This window comes from Paenibacillus sp. FSL H7-0350 (assembly GCF_038593195.1).
Classification (GTDB): Bacteria; Bacillota; Bacilli; order Paenibacillales; family Paenibacillaceae; genus Paenibacillus_AQ.
In genome coordinates, this window is the sequence record NZ_CP151972.1 from 169,825 (window position 1) to 190,327 (window position 20,503).

General features: G+C 55.7%; 16 protein-coding genes. 15 read left to right on the plus strand and 1 reads right to left on the minus strand.

The window, feature by feature from the left end; translation table 11 throughout:
- Window positions 1-65: 65 nt before the first annotated feature.
- The 11 genes from NYE24_RS00915 to NYE24_RS00965 all read left to right on the plus strand — a co-directional run bounded on the left by NYE24_RS00915 (window position 66) and on the right by NYE24_RS00965 (window position 11,292).
- Complete coding sequence (locus NYE24_RS00915; RefSeq protein ID WP_342477821.1) at window positions 66-1,781, plus strand: DNA repair helicase XPB; 1,716 nt, start codon at window positions 66-68, stop codon at window positions 1,779-1,781.
- Window positions 1,781-4,030 (plus strand): helicase-associated domain-containing protein, encoded by a 2,250-nt coding sequence (locus tag NYE24_RS00920; protein WP_342477822.1) that lies wholly within the window; start codon window positions 1,781-1,783, stop codon window positions 4,028-4,030. Before NYE24_RS00915 ends, NYE24_RS00920 begins: the two co-directional genes overlap by 1 nt.
- 46 nt (window positions 4,031-4,076) lie before the next feature.
- Entirely contained in the window at window positions 4,077-4,514 is a 438-nt protein-coding gene (locus NYE24_RS00925) for a YlbF family regulator (RefSeq protein ID WP_036694998.1), read from the plus strand.
- Between the two features lie 42 nt (window positions 4,515-4,556).
- Complete coding sequence (locus tag NYE24_RS00930; protein ID WP_036694997.1) at window positions 4,557-4,820, plus strand: YlbG family protein; 264 nt, start codon at window positions 4,557-4,559, stop codon at window positions 4,818-4,820.
- Between the two features lie 63 nt (window positions 4,821-4,883).
- Window positions 4,884-5,363, plus strand: coding sequence for a MarR family transcriptional regulator (locus NYE24_RS00935; protein ID WP_036694996.1), 480 nt, complete (start codon window positions 4,884-4,886; stop codon window positions 5,361-5,363).
- Window positions 5,364-5,522: 159 nt separating this feature from the next.
- Window positions 5,523-6,773 carry an MFS transporter gene (locus NYE24_RS00940; RefSeq protein WP_342477823.1) on the plus strand — a complete coding sequence of 417 codons (1,251 nt, stop codon included), beginning with the start codon at window positions 5,523-5,525 and terminating at the stop codon, window positions 6,771-6,773.
- 128 nt (window positions 6,774-6,901) lie between these two features.
- Complete coding sequence (locus NYE24_RS00945; protein WP_036694994.1) at window positions 6,902-7,810, plus strand: EAL domain-containing protein; 909 nt, start codon at window positions 6,902-6,904, stop codon at window positions 7,808-7,810.
- Window positions 7,791-8,759: a GGDEF domain-containing protein gene (locus tag NYE24_RS00950; protein WP_036694993.1), complete on the plus strand. Its 969-nt coding sequence runs from the start codon at window positions 7,791-7,793 to the stop codon at window positions 8,757-8,759. Before NYE24_RS00945 ends, NYE24_RS00950 begins: the two co-directional genes overlap by 20 nt.
- A gap of 112 nt (window positions 8,760-8,871) precedes the next feature.
- Window positions 8,872-9,315: a hypothetical protein gene (locus NYE24_RS00955; protein ID WP_256706320.1), complete on the plus strand. Its 444-nt coding sequence runs from the start codon at window positions 8,872-8,874 to the stop codon at window positions 9,313-9,315.
- 93 nt (window positions 9,316-9,408) lie between these two features.
- Window positions 9,409-10,308: a selenium metabolism-associated LysR family transcriptional regulator gene (locus tag NYE24_RS00960; protein WP_036694991.1), complete on the plus strand. Its 900-nt coding sequence runs from the start codon at window positions 9,409-9,411 to the stop codon at window positions 10,306-10,308.
- 72 nt (window positions 10,309-10,380) lie between these two features.
- Window positions 10,381-11,292: a PHP domain-containing protein gene (locus tag NYE24_RS00965; RefSeq protein WP_051493469.1), complete on the plus strand. Its 912-nt coding sequence runs from the start codon at window positions 10,381-10,383 to the stop codon at window positions 11,290-11,292.
- Between the two features lie 333 nt (window positions 11,293-11,625).
- Here the strand turns inward: NYE24_RS00965 and NYE24_RS00970 are convergent, their stop codons facing one another.
- Window positions 11,626-13,512 carry an NFACT RNA binding domain-containing protein gene (locus NYE24_RS00970; protein ID WP_342477824.1) on the minus strand — a complete coding sequence of 629 codons (1,887 nt, stop codon included), beginning with the start codon at window positions 13,510-13,512 and terminating at the stop codon, window positions 11,626-11,628.
- A gap of 191 nt (window positions 13,513-13,703) precedes the next feature.
- Between NYE24_RS00970 and NYE24_RS00975 the strand changes: the two genes are divergently transcribed.
- From NYE24_RS00975 to NYE24_RS00990, 4 genes are all read left to right on the plus strand, one after another.
- Window positions 13,704-16,514: a calcium-translocating P-type ATPase, SERCA-type gene (locus NYE24_RS00975; RefSeq protein WP_342477825.1), complete on the plus strand. Its 2,811-nt coding sequence runs from the start codon at window positions 13,704-13,706 to the stop codon at window positions 16,512-16,514.
- A 115-nt stretch (window positions 16,515-16,629) separates the two neighbouring features.
- The gene (gene dapF / locus NYE24_RS00980; protein WP_076154720.1) at window positions 16,630-17,466 is read left to right on the plus strand and encodes a diaminopimelate epimerase; all 837 of its coding nucleotides are present in this window, start codon (window positions 16,630-16,632) and stop codon (window positions 17,464-17,466) included.
- 168 nt (window positions 17,467-17,634) lie between these two features.
- Window positions 17,635-19,296 carry a spore germination protein gene (locus tag NYE24_RS00985; RefSeq protein WP_342477826.1) on the plus strand — a complete coding sequence of 554 codons (1,662 nt, stop codon included), beginning with the start codon at window positions 17,635-17,637 and terminating at the stop codon, window positions 19,294-19,296.
- The gene (locus NYE24_RS00990; RefSeq protein ID WP_342477827.1) at window positions 19,286-20,488 is read left to right on the plus strand and encodes a Ger(x)C family spore germination protein; all 1,203 of its coding nucleotides are present in this window, start codon (window positions 19,286-19,288) and stop codon (window positions 20,486-20,488) included. The genes NYE24_RS00985 and NYE24_RS00990 overlap by 11 nt, the downstream gene beginning before the upstream one ends.
- The last annotated feature ends 15 nt before the right edge of the window (window positions 20,489-20,503 follow it).

The window sequence follows — 20,503 nt, forward strand, 5'->3', positions numbered from 1 at the left end:
GAATGAGTAAATGAGGGTAGGTAAAAAGAGAATTGTATCACTATAGCAGACAAGGAGGGAACAGGATGAGCGGAGCAGGGGCAGGACCATGTATTACACGGAACGACCGGACGATTCTGCTGGAATGCGGACATCCGGGATCTGAGGAGGCGCGGGCGGTTCTAAGCGGATTTGCCGAGCTTGTCAAAAGTCCTCCAGCCTACCACACTTACCGGATCACACCGTTGTCCCTATGGAACGCCGCAGCCGGGGGACAGACAGCGGCAGAGGTCATTGAAGGACTCCGCAGGCTGTCCAGGTGGGGTATTCCTTCCGAAGTGGAGGGGGAGATGGAGCTGCTGATGTCCCGTTACGGAAGCTTGCACCTGCATGCGGATGACACTGATTCACAGCTTGTAACATTAACCGCTGACCGGGCGAGTCTGCTGGATGAACTGAATGACTCTCAGAAGCTGAAGGAGCTGGGCCTGCGCCGGGCCGGAGAGCTGCATAGCCATTGTCCGAAGATGAACCGGGGGCTGCTGAAGCAGGAGTTGACTAGACTGGGCTATCCGGTTCTTGACTACGCAGGGTATCGGGACGGGCAGCAGCTGAAGATAGCCTGGCGGGAATCTCTGGGGAACAATGTCCAAGCAGGCAGCAGCAGTGGATTCGAGCTCCGGGATTATCAACGGGAGGCTGTCCGAAAGTTCCAGGGGACCGGCGGACATGGCGGCAGCGGTGTGGTGGTTCTGCCCTGCGGGGCAGGCAAGACCGTTGTGGGCCTTGCGGTGCTGGAGCAGCTGCAGTGTGAGACGCTGATCCTTACTTCGAGTACGACTTCTGTGGAACAGTGGCGCGGGGAGCTGCTGCTGCAGACCTCGCTGAGCGAAGATGAGGTCGGGGAATACACGGGAGAGCACCGGGAGGTGCGGCCTGTAACCGTTACAACCTATCAGATGCTGACCCACCGGCGCTCCAAGGGAGGAGCGTTCGTCCACATGAATCTGTTCCATGAACGGAACTGGGGGCTGATTATCTATGACGAGGTCCATCTGCTTCCGGCACCTGTCTTCCGGGCGACCGCAGATATTCAGGCTACGCGGCGGCTGGGGCTGACAGCAACGCTGGTCCGGGAGGACGGGCGGGAGGGGGATGTGTTCTCCCTGATCGGCCCGAGATGCTATGACCTGCCCTGGAAGGTGCTGGAGCGGCAGGGATGGATTGCAGCTGTCGACTGCATCGAGGTCATCGTCCCGATGAGCCAGAAGCTGCGGCAGCAGTATTTGTATGCCGGGGCGAAGGAACAGTTCCGGCTGGCTGCGGGCAATCAGGCCAAGACGCATGCGGCAGCGGTGATTGCTTCGGCGCATCCCGCAGCGGCGATTCTGGTGATCGGCCAGTACCTCGACCAGCTGGAGCAGATGGCGGCGCTGCTTGCGGCCCCGCTGATCACGGGCAAGACTCCCCAGAAGGAGCGGAATGCACTGTACGCTGCGTTCAATGAAGGCAAGCTGCCGGTGTTAATCGTCTCCAAGGTGGCGAACTTTGCTGTGAATCTCCCGGATGCCTCAGTGGCAATTGAGGTATCCGGCGCCTTCGGTTCCCGGCAGGAGGAGGCTCAGCGGCTGGGCCGCATCCTTCGTCCGAAGCCGGGGGATAACCGGGCGTATTTCTACACACTGGTTACGGGAGACAGCCGGGAGCAGGACTTCGCCCTGCGCCGCCGGATGTTCCTGACAGAGCAAGGCTATGAATACGGGGTTCGGATGCTGGACCCGGCGGAAGGAGTTGTTCTCTGATGGAACTGGAACCGGCAGATGATATTAGCAGACTGTCTGCGGACGCTTGTGAAGTGCTGCTGCGAATAGCGGCAGAGCATGCGGCTTCGCCGTGTACAGCAGATTCTATAGAGCGTCTGCGGCCTGAATTCCTGTGCCGGGCCGAGCAGATGCTTGCCTTGGACGAATTGCTTCAAGCAGGGATGCTGGAGCTGCGGCAGAAGGTGTGGGGCGAGAGGCTGTATCAGATTCCACAACAGCAGTATCCCTTGATCCTTCGGAGCTTCTGGACGGGTTGCCCTCAGGTACAGGTGGAGGGGGCAGTACGGGTTGAGCATGCGGCGTGTTCAGAACTGGCAGGGGAGTTATTTCAAGGCCTGCTGTTCATAGCCCGGGAAGGCCTGCCGCTGACATCTAAGGGAGTGATACATAAGAAGCAGCTCAGCCGGTTAGCCGGAAGGTTGTCCATACCGGAGGAGTCTCTGGCCCTCCTTGAGTCCTCCACCGGTCACCAGAGCTATCCGCTGCCGGTTACATTAATCATTGATCTGCAGAACGTACTGGGGCTGATTACCCGCGACAGCAGCGGGTATGTAGTAGACAGACCGATGCTGCAACGCTGGCTGGCGCTTACCGCACAAGAGATGACTGATATACTCTATACCTTGGTCATCAGCCGTTATGGTGCTCCGCTGCCTGAAGAACAGCATTTCAGACATTTTCTCTCGGCAACGGAGTTTTGGCCGGACAAGTGGTTTGCGGTAGCGCCTGTTCTAAGCTGGATGAGACAGAATGGTCTTGCCGGGGAGCAACCTGTACCGGGGACGGCAGGGACAGACTCAGACTCAGACTCAGGGCTTAAGCGGGCAGCAAGTGCCTGGATTCGCCTTCTGGCTGCTTTTGGCTGGTGTGAGCTGGGCTCTTCAACGGAAGGGGAGGCGTGCTTCCGCTGGAAGGCAGTGAAGCCGCAGCTAACGGGACGTAGTCTAGGGACAATCCCGCAGCATCAAGAGGGGGCAGAGGAAGAAGACAGTGACACAGAAACAACCAGCAGCAGCCCAAGAATATTCGTAAACAGCCCAAGCATAGCAGAAAGCATCCCAAATACCGCTGCCAGCGGCACCAAACCACAAGATAGAGTCCAAACAACAGTGTGTAGAAACCTAAGTCAAGTAGACAGTGACATAGAAACAGCAGGCAACAACTCAGAACTTGCAGACCTAGACAGCGCCTCCGAAGCTCAAGACACCGTTTTCAGCCCACAGAGTCCCGTAGCAGCAGAGGCTGCGCAGGAGCCCCTGCGGCAAGCACCGGCTTCAGCATCCCCCGGCTTCATAGTCCAGCCGGATTTCGAGGTGCTGGTTCCGCCGGAGGTCCCTTATACGGTGCGCTGGACCTTGGCCGGGTGTGCGGAGCTAATGCATCACGACGATATCTGGAGCTTCCGGTTGACCCGGGAGCGGCTGGAAGCGGCAGCGGACCAGGGCTTCGTTCCGGGTGAGGTGATCTCCTGGCTGAACGCCCATGCCGCCGGAGGATTGCCGGAGCAGATCGAACTGGCGCTCCGGCAGTGGGCCAGAGCGATCGGACGGACTGAGCTGGCGGAGGTTCTCCTGCTGTCCTGCGCCGGAGAGCAGGAGGGCGAGGATATCGCCGCCCATCCCCGGCTGCAGGACATCGTTACCCGGATCGGCCCGCTCCACTTCATCGTCCGGCCGGAGGCTGCCGGGCAGCTGCGCAAGGAGCTTGCCGCCGCCGGTCTGGCACCGTCCGTAAAGGCAGGGAATCAGAACTGGCCTGCCGCCCACCCCCAAGTGTTTGAACTGTCCGGGCCAATGGAGCGTTACGAGCTTCCTGCCGCAGCCGGGGAACGGGGCTTGCTGGGAACAGGACCCTCCCCGAAGCTCCTGCCGCTGGATAGAGGTGGCCTCTCGATACTGGAGCTGCCGGGTGAGGAGGCCGTGCCGCAGATGTGGTTCAATCAGTGGAGGCAGTATCATGTCACCACAGCGCAAAAGGTAATGGAGCAAGCCCTAAGCTGGGGAATCAAGGTCCGGATTTCCTACGGGGGCAAGGCGGCGGATTTCATTCCAGAGCGGATCAGCGGACGTCCATGGAAGGTAAGGGGCATTCTGCTGCTTCCGGGAACGGAGACGGCAGAGGAGACAGAGCTTGCAGCGGAAGACTGGCAGGAAATTCAGCTGTTGCATCCGCTAAAGGACAGAAATTCTTCTTCTGCTGAGGCGGGCGGATATGTTATGATAAGGTAGTCTATCGCTGCGGTAGAACATTAAATGCAGAAAAGAGTTGAAGTTCATGAGCGTAGCGGAATTAAATACGGTCGATATGGCCGAAGTGCTGACATACGCCTATGAATTAGGCGATATGATTAATCAATCCGCAGAAGTGTCGGATTACCTATACTGGAAGGGACAGGTGGATAACCATCCCCAAATCCAGGCCATGATCAAGCGGCTGCAAAGCAAGAAGGAGCTGTTTGACGAGACACAGCGGTTTGGTCATTTTCACCCGAACTATCACTCGGCTAAGGATGAGGTTGAGGCTGTAGAGCGGGAACTGGAGCAGTTCGAAGCAGTGGTCCGGTTCAAGAATGCGGAGAAGACGCTGGATGATATTCTTCATTCCATGTCTGAGGCGATCGCATTCTCGGTCTCGGACAGCATTAAGGTTCCCAGTAATGACCCCTCCCCCAAAGGCGGATGCGGCAGCGGCGGTAAATGCTCCTGCGGATAAGCTGACCCATGAGGAGATAGAGAAAGAGAGGCGGATGAGCTTATGTTTGCGGAACGGACAGGTTATATTGTATGGGTTAGCGACGTCAAGGCAGCGCGCAACCTGGAGAAGTACGGCACACTGCACTACGTTTCCCGTAAAATGCACTATGCGGTAATGTACGTCAATGCGGAGCGCGCTGAGGAAGTCATGAAGAATGTCCGCAGACTTTCTTATGTGCGCAAGATTGAGCGTTCGTACCGCAATGAACTGAAGACGGAATATACCAGCAACGGACCGGACAAGTCCAAGTACTACGGTCTGTAGTTCAGGGATAAAGGTTATTTAGACAGACGCCGCTGGCGTCTGTTTTTTTGAGGGGGACCCGCAATGAACAAAGAAGAACAGGTCTTAACCGCTTTCCGGGAATTATTCAATAAGATGAACTGGCTGAACAAGTCGAAGATGGAGATCAGCCTTAAGGGCAATAAACCCTCTGAGGTACACTGCATTGAATACATCGGAACACATCCGGACGCCAACGTAACCAAGCTTGCAGAGGCCTTGTACATGACCAGGGGGGCGATCAGCAAGATTACACGGAAGCTCCTGCATAAGGGGCTTATTGAGAGCTACCAGAAGCCGGACAATCAGAAGGAAATCTATTTCAGGCTTACTGTTCAAGGGATGGCTGTATATCAGATCCATGACGACTTGCACCGTGAGTTCCGGGAGCGGGACAGACCTGTGTTTGAGCAGGTGACCGACAGCCAGTATGCCGGTATGCTCAGCTTCATGGAGAAGTATAATAAGCATTTGGATGAAGAGATTAAGAAGCAGGAGCCGGAGAACAGTACGGAAGAAGATTAATTTCCCCTCTAGACTGAGGCAAAATATTTCATCAGAGCTACCTTCACCCGGAAGGGTGTTTTTTTATGGTTAATATTTTGTTTCCGTGGAATCAAAAATGTGTTAGGATGATATTATTTCTTAGGAAACAATATCATAAGCTCTAAGGAGAGAAGACACATGTCCACATCCAGATCTGATCACCATCAAGATCAATCTTCAGAACCAAAGGTAGATAAGCACGCGCTTATATTCGGTCTAATCTCAGTGTTTTTATGCGGAATAGGCTTCAGTATCATCGCTCCTGTGGTTCCGTTCCTCGTCCAGCCTTACATTAGCGATCCCGGAAAACAAGCGGTGATAGTTACCCTGCTGACTTCAGCGTATGCGGCCTGCCTGTTCTGTGCGGCGCCTGTGCTGGGTGCGCTGAGTGATAAATACGGACGGCGTCCGCTGCTTCTCCTATGCCTGCTGGGTTCTGCTGCCGGTTACTTCATATTTGGCCTTGGAGGGGCTTTGTGGGCGCTGTTCGCCGGGCGGATCATTGAAGGGATCACAGGCGGGAGCATCGGTACAATCTTCGCTTATTTTGCAGACATCCTTCCGCCGGAGCAGCGGACCAAGTACTTCGGCTGGGTGAGTGCGGTGGTAGGGGCGGGGACGATTATCGGTCCATCTATGGGCGGGCTGCTGGCCAAGTTCGGGTATTCGGTGCCCATGTATGCTGGCGCAGCCGTAACATTACTGAATGTGGGTTATGGCTTCCTGTTCATGCCGGAGAGTCTGGAGAAAAGTAAGAGACTGAAGGTAATCCCCTTAGTCAGGCTGAATCCCTTCTCGCAGCTTGCGAACCTGCTGTCCATGAAGAACCTTAACAGGCTGCTTGTCTCCGCGTTCCTGCTATGGATACCGAATGGATCATTCCAGGCTATTTTTTCACAGTTCACGTTGGATAATTTCAGCTGGAAGCCGGTGATCATTGGAGTGATGTTCTCCATCATGGGCTTGCAGGATATCCTGTCCCAAGGATTCATTATGCCAAAGCTCCTCAAAAGATACACTGACAGGCAAATAGCCCTCCTCGGAATGGTCTCCGAAATTGTTGGCTACGTCCTGTTTGCGTTGTCGGCCTTATTCGCCTTTTATCCTCTTTTTATCGCAGGGATGTTTATCTTCGGCTTCGGCGATTCGGTCTTCGGGCCTTCGTTCAACGGAATGCTGTCCAGATCTGCCGCTGCGGGCGAGCAGGGACGGGTTCAAGGGGGCAGTCAATCGATTCAGGCACTGGCGAGAATGATCGGGCCGCTGGTTGGAGGACAGCTCTACGTGTCACTTGGACCGGCTGCACCGGCATTTATGGGGGTGATCCTCATTGGAGCGGCGATCCCTGTGCTCTATACAATTAACCGGACAGAAGTATTGTCGAAATAAGTCGTTAGTGTGAAAAAAGGTGCGCAGAAGGCAATGCCCCGTCCCGAAGTTTATCCCTGCTTAATAATTCCAATCTATGCTGAGGAGAGTGTTATTGAATTCACGAAGACAAGCATACGGGGGATTAGATGAATAAGACAGGAACCCTGTCCCGCAAGCTTGCGGCATTGCCGCAATATCTGAGATATATGAGCGGGAGATTCAGGGATGAGGTTCAGGAGCTGGGCAGATTAGCTGTGCTGCTGGATATTATGGAGCATGAATTGCTGGATACGTATTTTCAGCCGATTCTGCATTTGCGGAGCGGGGAGACGCTGGGACATGAGGCGCTGAACCGTCCGCCCGCTTCGCCGCAGTTTCCGAGCACGGAGCATTTTTATGATTTTGCCGGACGGAGTGATCAGATGTTCCGCTTCGAGCAGTACTGCCGGAGGATGTCGCTATCCCGGTACATGGAGCGGCTGCCGGAGGCAGAGGCCGGGAACGGGGAGCTGCTGTTCGTGAATGTGCAGCCTGGTGTGCTGTATGACCCCCGCCACAAGAGCGGAGAGACGCTGGCCTATCTGAAGGAGCTGGGGCTTGCGCCGGAGCGGATCGTCTTCGAGCTGACAGAGCGTCAGGCGGTGCAGGATTATGTCCGGTTTGAAAAGGTACTGTCCCATTACCGCGAGCAGGGCTTCCGCATTGCAGTGGATGATGCCGGCTCCGGCTACAACAGTCTCAAGACGCTGGTCTATCTGAAGCCGGAATTCATCAAGCTGGACAAGTCCCTCATCCGGGGAATTCATACCAGCCGGGAGCAACAGGAGCTGCTGGGACTGGTCCGGGAATATGCCGACCGTTCCTCTACCCGGGTGATTGCCGAGGGGATTGAGACAGCGCCGGAGCTGCATTTTTTACAGATGGCGGGGGTGGAATATGGTCAGGGCTATGCGCTTGGGAGACCGGCTCACCGGCCTGAGCGTGGAGCACTTCCGTCTCCGGTGCTTCCGTATCCAGTCAAGGGAGGGTGTAAGCATGTTTCTTCAGATCGGTGAAATCGCTGAACAAATCCCGGACATTTCGATTCATCATAAATGCGGGTTTGTGGACCAGATTTTTAAAAGCAATCCCCAGCTCCAAGGCGTAGCCGTCACGGAAAACGGGCGGACTGCCGGATTGATTATGAGGATCAGCTTTTATCAGAAAATAGGTACGCTATACGGATATACGCTCTATATGGGCAGACCTGTAGAGCTGGTGATGGACAAAAATCCGCTGGTGGTGGACTATAACACGCCCATTATCGAGGTAAGCAGGCAGGCGATGTCGAGGCAGGAAGAGAATCTGTATGACTATGTGATCGTGACTCACGAAAAGGCCCTGTTCGGTGCGGTTAGCGTAAGGGATCTGCTGCTTAACTTCGCGGAGATTCAGGCGGTGGCCGCCAGCTTCCTGAATCCGTTAACGGGGCTGCCGGGGAATATCAGTATTACCGAGTGGATGGTGAAGACGCTGCTTCAGGATGAATTCAGTGTACTCTACATCGATCTTGACCATTTCAAGGCATACAACGACACCTACGGTTTCAAGGAAGGCGACCGGATGATTCAGGCCACTGCGGAGCTGCTGAAGCATGAGGCGCTGCGGATGAACGGATTCCTGGGGCATATCGGCGGGGATGATTTTATTATTTTTATCAGCGATTATCACTATGAGGAATGCTGCAGAAGCATTATCGCGGCGTTTGATATGGCGGTTAAGGATTTCTATCATGCCGGGCATCTGGCCCAGAAATATGTGCTGACCGAGAGCCGTTCGGGACAACTGGAGGAGATCCCGCTGGTCTCGATCTCGATTGCCGTGGTTACGAACCGCAGCCGCCGGTTTGCCTCCATTGAAGAGCTGTCGGTAGAGGCGGCCCGCTTCAAAAAAAGCTGCAAAATGATCAGAGGCAGCAGCTACGTCGATGACAGCGATGTCAGTATGCACCGGACGGGCAGCTGAGGTTACGCCATGTAAGTCTCCCGGGGATGGCGGTATGCTTGAACAACGGCCGTAAGTGCGGTAAGATTGACAACAATAAGAGCATGCCAAGACCCTTTTTACGTGGAGTGTGATGACTATGCAGGGCAAGGGGATGGACTGGTGGGGGGTGCACGAACCCTTCCATATCATGCTGAATAACTACGGGATTGCCGACATCGTATTGACCCGGCATGCCAAGAGCCGTTATGCAGACCGGGTAGCTGCTGAGGACAGCGGGAATGTGGAGGTGACCGCCTGGATTTGGCAAGCCCTGAAGCAGAACCGGCTGAGGCCATATTCGAACAGTGATTATAATGCCTATCTGATTGATAATGATACGGTGATCGTGGCTGATTTCAGGCAGCTTGAGGGCGTCAGTGCCCTCTCCGGAGAGCCGCTGTATGTCATGGTGATCGTGTCTTTTCTGGGCAAAATATCGGTGACTCCGCAGCTTCGGGATCTCAAGAGATACTATTCCTGGCTGCGTCATTCCCGGCACATGAAGCTGTCCAAGAAACGCCGCAGGCGCAAGTAGGATACTTGAAACGAGGGAGGCAAGCGGCTTAAGGCTGCGTGCCTTTTTTGCTCTAGTCTCTACAACTGTAATTAGCGAAGGAGTCAGTAACGTATGAATTTTCATCAGCTTCATATTTTTTATACTGTGTCTGAACGGGGCAGCTTCTCGGCAGCGGCGCAGACTCTGCATATGACACAGCCTGCGGTGACCATGCAGATTCAGGCGCTGGAGGATTATTTCGGAACCAAGCTGTTCGACCGCTCCACCAAAAAAATCATACTCACTGAGGCCGGCCTGACGCTGATGCCGTTCGCGGTGCGCAGTATGCAGCTGATGCGTGAGACAGATCAGGCGATGTCGGCCTTCACCCACATGCTGGAGGGCCGCCTGATGCTAGGAGCCAGCCTGACCATCGGCGAATATGTGCTTCCCCGCCTGCTGGGGCCCTTCGGTAAGGAGTATCCGAATATCTCGATTATGATGAAGGTGATGAACACTTCACAGATTATGGATGAGATTCATAAGCATCAGCTCAATTTCGGGCTGATTGAAGCGCCGGTCTCCCATCCGGACATGGTGATTGAACCGGTAATGGGCGATGAGCTGAAGCTGATCGTTCCCGGGGAGCATCCGCTGGCCGGCCAGGCGGAAGTGACGCTGGCGCAGGCGCTCGCCTACCCATTCGTGCTGCGTGAACGCGGTTCGGGCACGCGGCGGGTGATGGAGGAGCAGCTTGAGGCTAACGGACTAGATCCTGCGGCGATGCAAATTGTGATGGAGCTGGGCAGTACGGGAGCGGTGAAGTCGGCGGTAGAGGCGGGGCTGGGGATTACGATCATCTCGACCTCCTCCGTCAAGCATGAAGTGGCACTCGGCCTGCTGAAAATTGTTAATCTGACGGATGCCTCCTTCAAACGGCAATTCTACGCGATTCATCTGAAATCGACCTTATTGCCGATCTCGGCGGTAACCTTCCTGAGCTTCCTGCGCCAGCATGCCGGCGGACAGTAACGGATATGCATAGCTAGCTGCGTCTAGCTGCATGAAAGCAGGTAAACCTAATTGAAAGAATGGAGGAATTCGATGACAGACCATAAAATTCATAGCGGGCTATCAGTGGCTGCGTTAGCTACGGAAGGTCTTGCTGACTCAGCAGGAAGATGCGACCTGCACACCCATACCCAGGCCTCGGACGGCATGCAGCCGCCGTCTGAGAATGTACGGCTTGGCTATGAGGCTGGTTTGACCGCAGTAGCCATTACTGACCATGACACGGTCAGCGGAATAGCGGAAGCGCTGGAAGCAGGCAAGCGGTACGGGATTACTGTGGTCCCTGGTGTTGAGATCAGCACACGGCAGGGCGGCAAAGAGATCCATGTCCTCGGTTACTATGTCGACATAGAGCAGGAACTGCTGCTGTCCCGCCTGGAGGAGCAGCGGGGAACCCGGCTTGGGCGGAATGAAGCGATTATGGAGAAGCTGCGCGGACTGGGCATTGCGATCACTCTGGATCAGGTAGTGGCCGGGCTGGGCCGCGAGCTGAAGCCTGATGAGAGCATCGGCCGGCCGCACATCGCGGATGAGCTGGTACGGTTGGGTGCAGCCGTAGATATGCGGGATGCCTTCGACAAGTATCTGGGCGAAGGGGCGGCGGCTTATGTCTCGCCACCGCGCATTACACCGGGGACAGCCTGCGAGTGGATTCGTGAAGCAGGCGGTGCAGCGGTGCTGGCCCATCCGGGAATCTATGGAGATGACGCACTGGTACGCAGTATCGTGGAGCAATGTGATCTGGACGGCATCGAGGTGTACCATTCCGACCATGGCCCGGCAGAGCATGAGCGCTACCTTGCACTGGCTGCGGAATTCGGCCTGCGGGTTACCGGCGGCTCGGATTTCCACGGTGCGCGGCAGGGCGTTGTTTTCCACGGGGATATCGGCAGTGTGAGTGTGCCTGCCGCTGTGCTGGAGCAGCTTAAGGCTGCCAGAGGCTGACCCGCAGGACATAAGAAGTAAGACACAAGACACAAGACACAAGACACCAAAAACCTCCGACCCTTAGCGAATGCGCTACAGGACGGAGGTTTTTTGGTAAGAGCAATCCTTACTGTTAGTAAAGCGCATGATCAGTAAGAGGAAACCACCTGTTATTGTGTTCAGGTTTCCGCATACAATGGGCCCACGCGCCTTGAGAGAGCCGGTTGTATGCTGTTTTCCTCACACAATGGGCTCATGCGTCTTCACTCGAGCTCATTGTATGCTGTTTTCCGCATACATGGTGAAGATTACCTTCGCGCGAGCTCAATTTGTTTGCACACTACTGGAGCCTTAACTCCGCAGCACATTCGGCAGCTGCTTGATCCGCTCTTCATCGGGCGTGACGAATAGTGTCCGCTGATGATCGTAGATAACGAATCCCGGCTTGGCTCCGCTCGGCTTGCGCACGTAACGGATGAGCGTGCAGTCCACTGGCACGCTGCTGGATTGCTTGGCCTGGCTGTAATAGGCGGCGAGCTGGGCCGCTTCCTCTAGGGTGGCATCGCCGAATTCCTCGCTGCGGATCACCACATGTGAGCCGGGGATATCCTTGGTATGCAGCCAGGTATCGTTCGGTGAAGCGAGCCGGTTGGTGACATATTCGTTTTGCAGATTGTTTTTGCCGACATAGATGTCCACCCCTTCAGAGGAAGTGAAGACTTGCAGCGTGGGTCTGGCTGCCTTCTTTTTCTTCTTGCCTTTCTTGCTGCGGTCGCGTAAGTAGCCTTGGCTGACCAGCTCCTCACGGATCTCCTCAATGTCATTCAGTGAGGCATGGGCCAATTGCTGGAGCAGCAGCTCCATATAGGCGATCTCTTCGTGCGTCTTCTGGACCTGCTCGCCGATCACCCGCAGGCTGTTCTTGTATTTGTTATATTTCTTGAAATACCGCTGTGCATTGTCCGTAGGGCTTAGCAGCGGGTCAAGCGGAACGGTAATCTCCGCCTGATTCTCATCATAGTAGTTTACTAGTTTTGCTTGCTTGTCGCCTTTGTTCACGGTGTGCAGGGAAGCGAACAGCAGCTCGCCCCAGATGCGGAACTGGTCTGCATCCTCGGCTTCGTTCAGGTCCTTTTGCAGGTTGGCCAGCTTCTTGATGTTCTTGCTGCGCTCGTTGCTGAGGAAGCGGATCAGGTCGCTAACCCGCTGCTTGACGGTGTCCTTCTCAGCCTTGTCTCCGTAATAATCCTCCAGGCAGAGGCTAATGGAGCTGTAATGCTTCACATTTCCGCTCATGAGCCTCAGTGGAATGGCTGAGAAGACAGGCTTACCCTTGGGATTCCAGCCGGTGACCGGGGCGAAATCCTGCTTGCTTACTGGTTCCATGACAGAATGGAAGGCTTCCCATAGCTGTTCGGGTTTATCCATCCCGCTGCTGAAATCCTCAGCTTCTCCGCCTATCTCCTTGTACCGGTAGAGGATCTCTCCGGCGATCAGCGGACTCAGGCCGCTGAAGGCGTGAACCAGCCAGCCGGCCGGATCGGCTGAAGGGGCCGGGCCGCCGGAGCCGTCAGCCTGCGGAGCCTCAAGCGAGGCCAGTAATTCTGCGATCTCGCCCTCGATCATATCCTCCTCCGGCTCTTGCGGATGCTCGGCGGCGTAGCGGGCCGCTTCCTCTGCCGAGGCCAGCAGGGTTAGGAAATCGGGCTGGCTGATCTGCAGGGGATTCAGCTTATGCTGCTGCGGCGGCTGGGTATAAGCTGCTCCCGGCATAACGACCCGATAGCTGCTGATCGACGGTGTGACATGATGAATGCCGTCGATAATCGTCCCTGTGGCCAGCTCCGTCAGAATGATGTTGCTGTGGCGTCCCATTAGCTCGATAATGATTTTTTTGGCGGAGACATCCCCCAGCTCATCCCGGGTTCTGATGGTGATATGAATAATCCGTTCAAGCCCCACCTGGGTAATGCTCTCGATGGTGCCGCCTTCACAATGCTTGCGCATCAGCATGCAGAACATCGGCGCTTCCGCCGGGTTGATGCTGCTTCTCTCGGTCAGATGCAGCCGGGGGTATGTCGGGTTCGCCGACAGCAGCAGCTTGCCGCCGCCGCCCGCACCGCGCAGGGTGAAGACGAGGTCATGTGTGCTGGGTTGATATATTTTGCCGACGCGTGCACCGATGAAGGGCTGAAGCTCATGCACGATCGCTTGGGTAACAATGCCGTCTAATGCCATGATAAAGTTCTCCTGTCGCCTGATAATGAAGTACTCCCTCTATGATGCCATACTTTTACCGGTTCGTGCAAAAGGAGAACGCTAGATGCGGTGATATTTTGGGACGACCATGAATACACTTGGACATGAACAGGTGGAAAAGCTGTGCGCCGCCGGAAGTCAAGAAACGACCGGGAGGGGAAAGATTAGTTATGGAACAAAAAAGCTGGCACCGGCTCGGTGCAGAGGAGCTGCAGGAGATGTTCGGCGTTCAGCCGGGAACGGGGCTAAGCGCCGAGGACGCCGCCGCAAGGCGCAAAGAGAGCGGGTACAATGAGCTGTCTGAGGGTAAAAGGGTATCACCTTTTACGTTGCTGCTCAATCAGTTCAAGGATTTCATGGTACTGGTGCTGATGGGGGCGACACTGGTATCCGGCCTGCTCGGCGAATACTTAGACGCCATTACGATTATCGCGATTATTCTGCTTAACGGGGTACTCGGATTCGTGCAGGAGTTCCGCGCCGAGCGTTCGTTAAGAGCGCTGAAGCAGCTCTCCGCGCCTACGGCCAAAGTGATACGCAGCGGGAAGCAGGAGGTACTTCCGGCCAGAATGCTGGTTCCCGGAGATATCGTCCTGCTGGAGAGCGGGGACCGGATTCCGGCAGATGTCCGCTGGCTGCAGTGCAGCAGCATCTATGCCGAAGAGTCGGCGCTGACAGGGGAGTCGCTGCCGGTCTCCAAGCATGCCTCGGCGATCTATGCTGAAGACATTCCGCTGGGCGATCAGAAGAATATCGGCTTCATGGGTACAATGGTGACCCGGGGAACCGGCCGGGCTGTGGTTATCCGCACCGGTATGGCAACCGAGATGGGTAAGATTGCCGATCTGATCCAGAATACCGAATCCCAGGAGACCCCGTTGCAGCACCGCTTGGAGCAGCTCGGCAAGATTCTGATCTACGTCTCACTGGGACTGACCATTGTTGTGGTCCTGGCAGGAATTATGCATGGTCAGCCTGCAACGGCGATGTTCCTGGCCGGGGTGAGTCTGGCGGTGGCAGCTATTCCTGAAGGACTTCCGGCCATTGTGACGATAGCACTCGCGCTGGGTGTCCAGCGGATGATCAAGCGCAAGGCGATCGTCCGCAAGCTGCCTTCGGTAGAGACGCTGGGTTGCGCCTCCGTCATCTGCTCGGATAAGACAGGAACCCTGACACAGAACAAAATGACAGTTACCCAGCTCTGGAACGCCGGACGGACCCTTGAAGTATCAGGGGAAGGCTATGCTCCAGTAGGCAGTGTGCTGCGTAACGGCCGGGCAGTTGATCTGAAAAATGACCAGAGTCTCCGGCGCATGCTTCAGGTGGGTGCATTATGCAGCAATGCTGAGATTTATGAGAGCTTCACCGACACGCGCAGCAAAAAGAAAGGCAAGGGCGCAGAGGCCGATAAAGGGGCGAATACCCAGTCCGTATGGGAACTGAAGGGCGACCCTACGGAAGGTGCGCTGGTCGCTTTGTCTGCCAAAATGGGACTAACCGCCCAAACGCTTGCCGTAACCTATACCCGGGAGACAGAGTTTCCGTTCGATTCCGAACGGAAGCTGATGTCCGTGGTTGTGAATCACCCCGGCGGCCGGATGATCTGCACCAAAGGCGCACCTGACGTGCTCCTGAATTGCTGCACGTATATGCTATGGGAGGGCGGAGTCGTGCCTTGCACGCCGACCTTGCGCCAGAAGGTGCTGGATGCCAATGAACAGATGGCTTCCGGCGCACTGCGTGTGCTCGGTATGGCTTACCGCGATCTGCGGAGCGGAGAAACGGCCGGCAGCGAGAAGGAAGCGGAGAGCCAGCTTGTCTTCGTGGGTCTGGCCGGGATGATCGATCCGCCGCGCAAGGAAGTGCGCGATGCGATCAGCGTGACCCGCCGGGCAGGCATCAAGACAGTCATGATTACCGGCGACCATGGGACAACGGCGGAGGCTATTGCCCATCAGCTGGGCATTCTACAGCGCGGCGGCACGGTCCTGACCGGCAGCCAGCTTACCCGCATGGACGACGATGCGCTGGATAAGGTCTCTGACAGTGTGTTCGTCTACGCACGGGTATCACCGGAGCATAAGCTGCGGATTGTCAAGTCGCTGCAGCGCCACGGCCATGTCGTAGCAATGACCGGCGATGGGGTGAACGATGCGCCTGCGATCAAGGCCGCAGATATCGGGATCTCGATGGGAATCACCGGTACGGATGTGACGAAGGAGGCTTCGGCCCTGGTCCTTGGGGACGATAACTTCTCGACCATCGTGGCCGCCATTGAAGAGGGTCGGAATATCTATGAGAATATCCGCAAGTTCATCCGGTACCTGCTGGCCTCGAATGTCGGAGAGATTCTGACCATGTTCTTCGCCATGATGCTAGGGCTGCCGCTGCCGCTGGTTCCGATCCAGATTCTGTGGGTCAATCTGGTTACAGACGGCTTGCCCGCTATGGCGCTAGGAGTTGACCAACCTGAGAAGGATCTGATGGAGCACAAGCCGCGCGGGGCGAAGGAGAATATTTTTGCCCGGCGGCTGGGCTGGAAGATTGTCAGCCGCGGACTGCTGATCGGACTCTGTACCCTGGCCGCCTTCTGGCTGACGCTGCGGATAGATCCTGGCAGTGCGCAGCAGTTGATCCGTGCGCAGTCGGTTGCTTTTGCCACCCTTGTGATGGCCCAGCTCATTCATGTGTTCGACTGCCGCAGCTCGCGCTCGGTCTTCTACCGGAATCCGTTCCAGAACAGATATCTGGTCCTGGCGGTCCTGTCCTCTGTCCTCTTAATGCTGGCTGTAATGTACCTCCCTGTACTTCAGCCGGTGTTCAAGACCGTTCCGCTCAGCTTCCGTGAATGGTGTCTGGTGCTTGTGATGGCCGGAATCCCGACCTTTCTGATGGGAGCGGGCAGCGTCTTGGGCGGTAAGAAGAACCGCAGCCGCAGCGGCGGACGTCAGATGATAAAAAGTACAAAGTTTTCAGCATAAAATCAATAGCCTCACTCCACTCCTATAGGGTATGCTGGTTTCACTGAGAAGCTTGGTTTATGATAAATCAGGAATGTGAAAATAGCTGAGATTACTTATAGGAGTGGACCTGACAATGGAATTTACTAAAATGCACGGATTGGGCAATGATTTTATTATCGTATTCGGTGAGGATGAGCTGCCGGGCAATGCCGCGGAGCTTGCAGTTACACTGTGCAACCGGTTCTTCGGCATCGGCGCAGACGGACTGGTATATATTCTCCCTTCGCAGCGCGGCGATTACATGATGCGTATCATGAACTCCGATGGCTCCGAGGCTGAACAATGCGGCAATGCGATCCGCTGTGTATCCAAATATGTATATGAGCATGGTCTGGTGGAATCGGAGCAGATTGTCATTGAGACGATTGGTGCCGGAGAACAGAAGGTCTCCCTGAAGGTGAAGGACGGGATCGTGGAGAGCGTAACTGTGGATATGGGCGAGCCGGTTCTGTCTGGACTGCAGATTCCTGTAGCGATTGATGCAGAGCCTGTGCTCGACCAGCTGATTGAAGCGGACGGCACAGCGTTCAGATTCACCGCAGTCTCTATGGGCAATCCGCATGCAGTCATTTATGTGGACGATGCCGTAACGTTCGATCTCGCTACATGGGGGCCGAAGCTGGAGGTTCACCCGCTCTTCCCGCGGAAAGTGAACGTGGAATTTGCCACAGTGGTGAACCGCAGCCACGTGGATATGCGCGTCTGGGAACGCGGAGCCGGTCCTACTCTGGCGTGTGGAACAGGCGCCTGCGCGACTCTGGTCTCCTCCGTGCTGAACGGAGTGACGGACCGCTCGGCGGTCATCAGCCTGAAGGGCGGCGACTTGTTCATCGAATGGAACGAGGAAGACAACCATGTCTATATGACCGGCCCTGCCCAGGTGGTATACACCGGCTCAGTAGATATCTGATATCTGATTCCCATATAATTATTTGAAATCCCCTGTATGCCTGATGCAGGGGATTTCTTATGTAATTCAGAGCCGGAAAGGAGCCTGCGTATGAAATGAAAGCCGAATAATGGCAGACGTATCTGCGAATAATAGAACTCTGCATAGAATCAGGGAGGAGGAGCGGGTATGAAATCAGGGTCTAACCGAAAAACGCAGAATGCGGGAGCAGATACTGCACCGGGACGGCCACAAGGCGGTGTTCCCTTGGGCCTCGCGGATACGGTCGCCCAGAGTCTGCTCCACATTCAGACGGAGCTTGGTGACAGTCCGGATCTCCTGATCCGCAGAATCCAGATCGGGGGAGAACGCCGGCTGGAAGCGGCTGCTGTTCATCTGAGCGGGCTGGCGGACCCGGCGTCCGTGAATGAATTCGTGCTGGGCTCACTGTTGAATCATACGGAGGAGCTATTCCTCGACAGCACGGCTGGCAATGCTGACAGACCGCAGGAACAAGCTTCGCTCCCGCAGCAGATCCTTAGCCGTGCTATGGAGATAGGTGACGCGGAGCTTAAGGAGGATTGGAAAGAGATCATGCTCGCTATTCTTTCCGGGGACACTGCGATTCTGTTGGAGGGCTGCCGGGCAGCGATTCTGTGCGGGACCAGGGGCGGGGAGCAGCGGGCGGTCAGTGAGCCTTCCTCCCAGCTCGTGGTCCGGGGGCCGAAGGACGGGTTCGTCGAGTCGGTGGCCACGAACATCTCGCTGATCCGCCGCAGAATCAAATCTGCCAAGCTGCGCCTGGAAGTCATGAAGATCGGTTCTGAGACTCATACCCATGTGGCGCTGATGTACATGAAAGGGATTGCGGGGGAGGATCTGATCCGCGAAACCAGAGACCGGCTGAACAAGATTGTCATCAATGAGATTCTGGAATCCGGGTATATTGAGGAATTAATTCAGGACAAGACCTTTACACCGTTTCCAACGATCTACAACACGGAACGGCCGGATGTGGCTGCAGGCAATCTGCTCGAAGGCCGGGTGGTTATTATTGTGGACGGCACGCCGTTTGTGCTGATACTTCCGGCGGTGTTTACGCAGTTTTTTCAGTCTGCCGAGGATTATTCCCAGCGGTTCGACATTACCATATTGATGCGGCTAGTCCGTTATTTGAGCTTCCTCGTGCTGATTCTGGGTCCGTCGGTCTACCTTGCGCTGACTACCTATCATTATGAGATGATTCCGACCACGCTGCTGATTAATCTTCTCTCCCAGCGGGAGAATGTGCCCTTCCCGGCCTTTGTGGAACTTCTCTTGATGGAGATGGCCTTTGAAATCCTGCGTGAAGCCGGGGTACGCATGCCGCGCGCCATCGGACAGACGGTCTCAGTAGTCGGTGCGCTTATCTTGGGAACGGCGGTGGTAGAGGCCGGGATTATTACGCCTATCATGGTTATCGTAGTGGCGTTGACCGGGATTGCCAGCTTTGCTCTTCCGGCATACAACCTGGCCATTGCCGGGAGAATTATCCGGTTTGCTTTTCTGATCATGGCCAGTATATTCGGCTTCTATGGAATTACACTGGGCCTGATCCTGCTTGTGGCACATATGAGCAGCCTGAGATCCTTCGGCGTTCCTTATCTTTTCCCCTTCGTGCCGCTCTCCATTAAAAGCCAGAAAGACACGCTGTTCAGACTGCCGCTCTGGCTGATGGGGCCGGACAAGCCGCCGGCGCAGATGCGCGAGGAAATGCCGGACTACATGCTGCTAACGACTGGACATGAGGAAGAACTGCCCCCGTTAATCCGCATGAACGCCAGGGCTGAGGAGGAGAACCGTGAAAAATAGAATTTTTTGCCTGGGGCTGGTGGTTGTCCTTCCAATGCTGCTGCTTACCGGCTGTTGGGATAGTGTTGAACTCAACCGGCGGGCGATTGTCTCGGGGGTCGCGATCGACAAGGGCGATTCTGAGGCTGAGCGGTACAAGTTGTCTTTTCAGGTGATAGTGGCGGAGGAAATCTCCGGGGAGAAGAGCAGAGGCATATCGCCGGTTGCGCTGTACACTGGAACAGGCCGCACGATGTTCGAGGCGCTGGCAGACGCTTCCCGCCAAACGGCACGGCTCCTCTCTCTGGGCCATGTGCGGGTGCTGGTGATCTCGGAGGCGTTCGCCCGCGAAGGCATCAAGGATCTTCTGGATGTGCTGGAGCGGGAGAGCGATACCCGGCTGAACAGCCTGATCTTCATCTCCAAGGGACAGCCTGCGCGTGAGATCATGTCCACAATGACTGTGTTCAGCAAAATCCCGGCCAATGATCTGGTGGAGAAGCTGGAGACGACCTCCAAGCAGTTCGGTTATAACTTCCACATGGCCGTGGACGATGTGATCCGGGGGATTCAGATTAGAGGAGGCGGTCCGGTGATCAACGGGGTATACACCAGAGGAGAGTGGACTCCGGCATCGGGCAGTAATGACAGCCTGAAGAATATCGAACCCCGGTCGATCCTGAGAGTCTCCTCGCTTGCGGCGTTCAAGGATGACAAGCTGAAAGGCTGGCTCACGGGTGACGCTGCACTAGGTACCGTTCTTTTGCATAATCGGATCAAAGAGTTCCCGGTTCTGCTCAAGCAGCAGGAGGGCAGCTATCTCTCTTTCAACATCTTTCAGTCCCAGGTGTCGCTTGCGGTCAAGTCGTCTGACCCGGAGCATCCCGTCTTTACAGTGAAAATTACGCAGCAGGCTGCGCTCAAGGAAGCTCCGAATCCGCTTGATCTTACCTCGCCTAAAGTGCTGGGAGAGCTGTCAGACCGGCTTATAAAAGAAAGCGTAAAGCATATCGATGCAGCTGTCAGCACCGCCAAAGAATTGGGCAGCGATTATCTCGGCTTTGGACGGGCGTTGCAGCGGAAGGACCCGCGCGGCTGGAAGAAGGTCAGGGACCACTGGGAGGACGTATTTGCAGACTGTGAAATCCGGTTCGACGCGGATGTGGTCATCCGGCATACGGATATGCGCAGCAGCTCTTTTCAGATTCATTAAGTCTGCCGGTAAGAT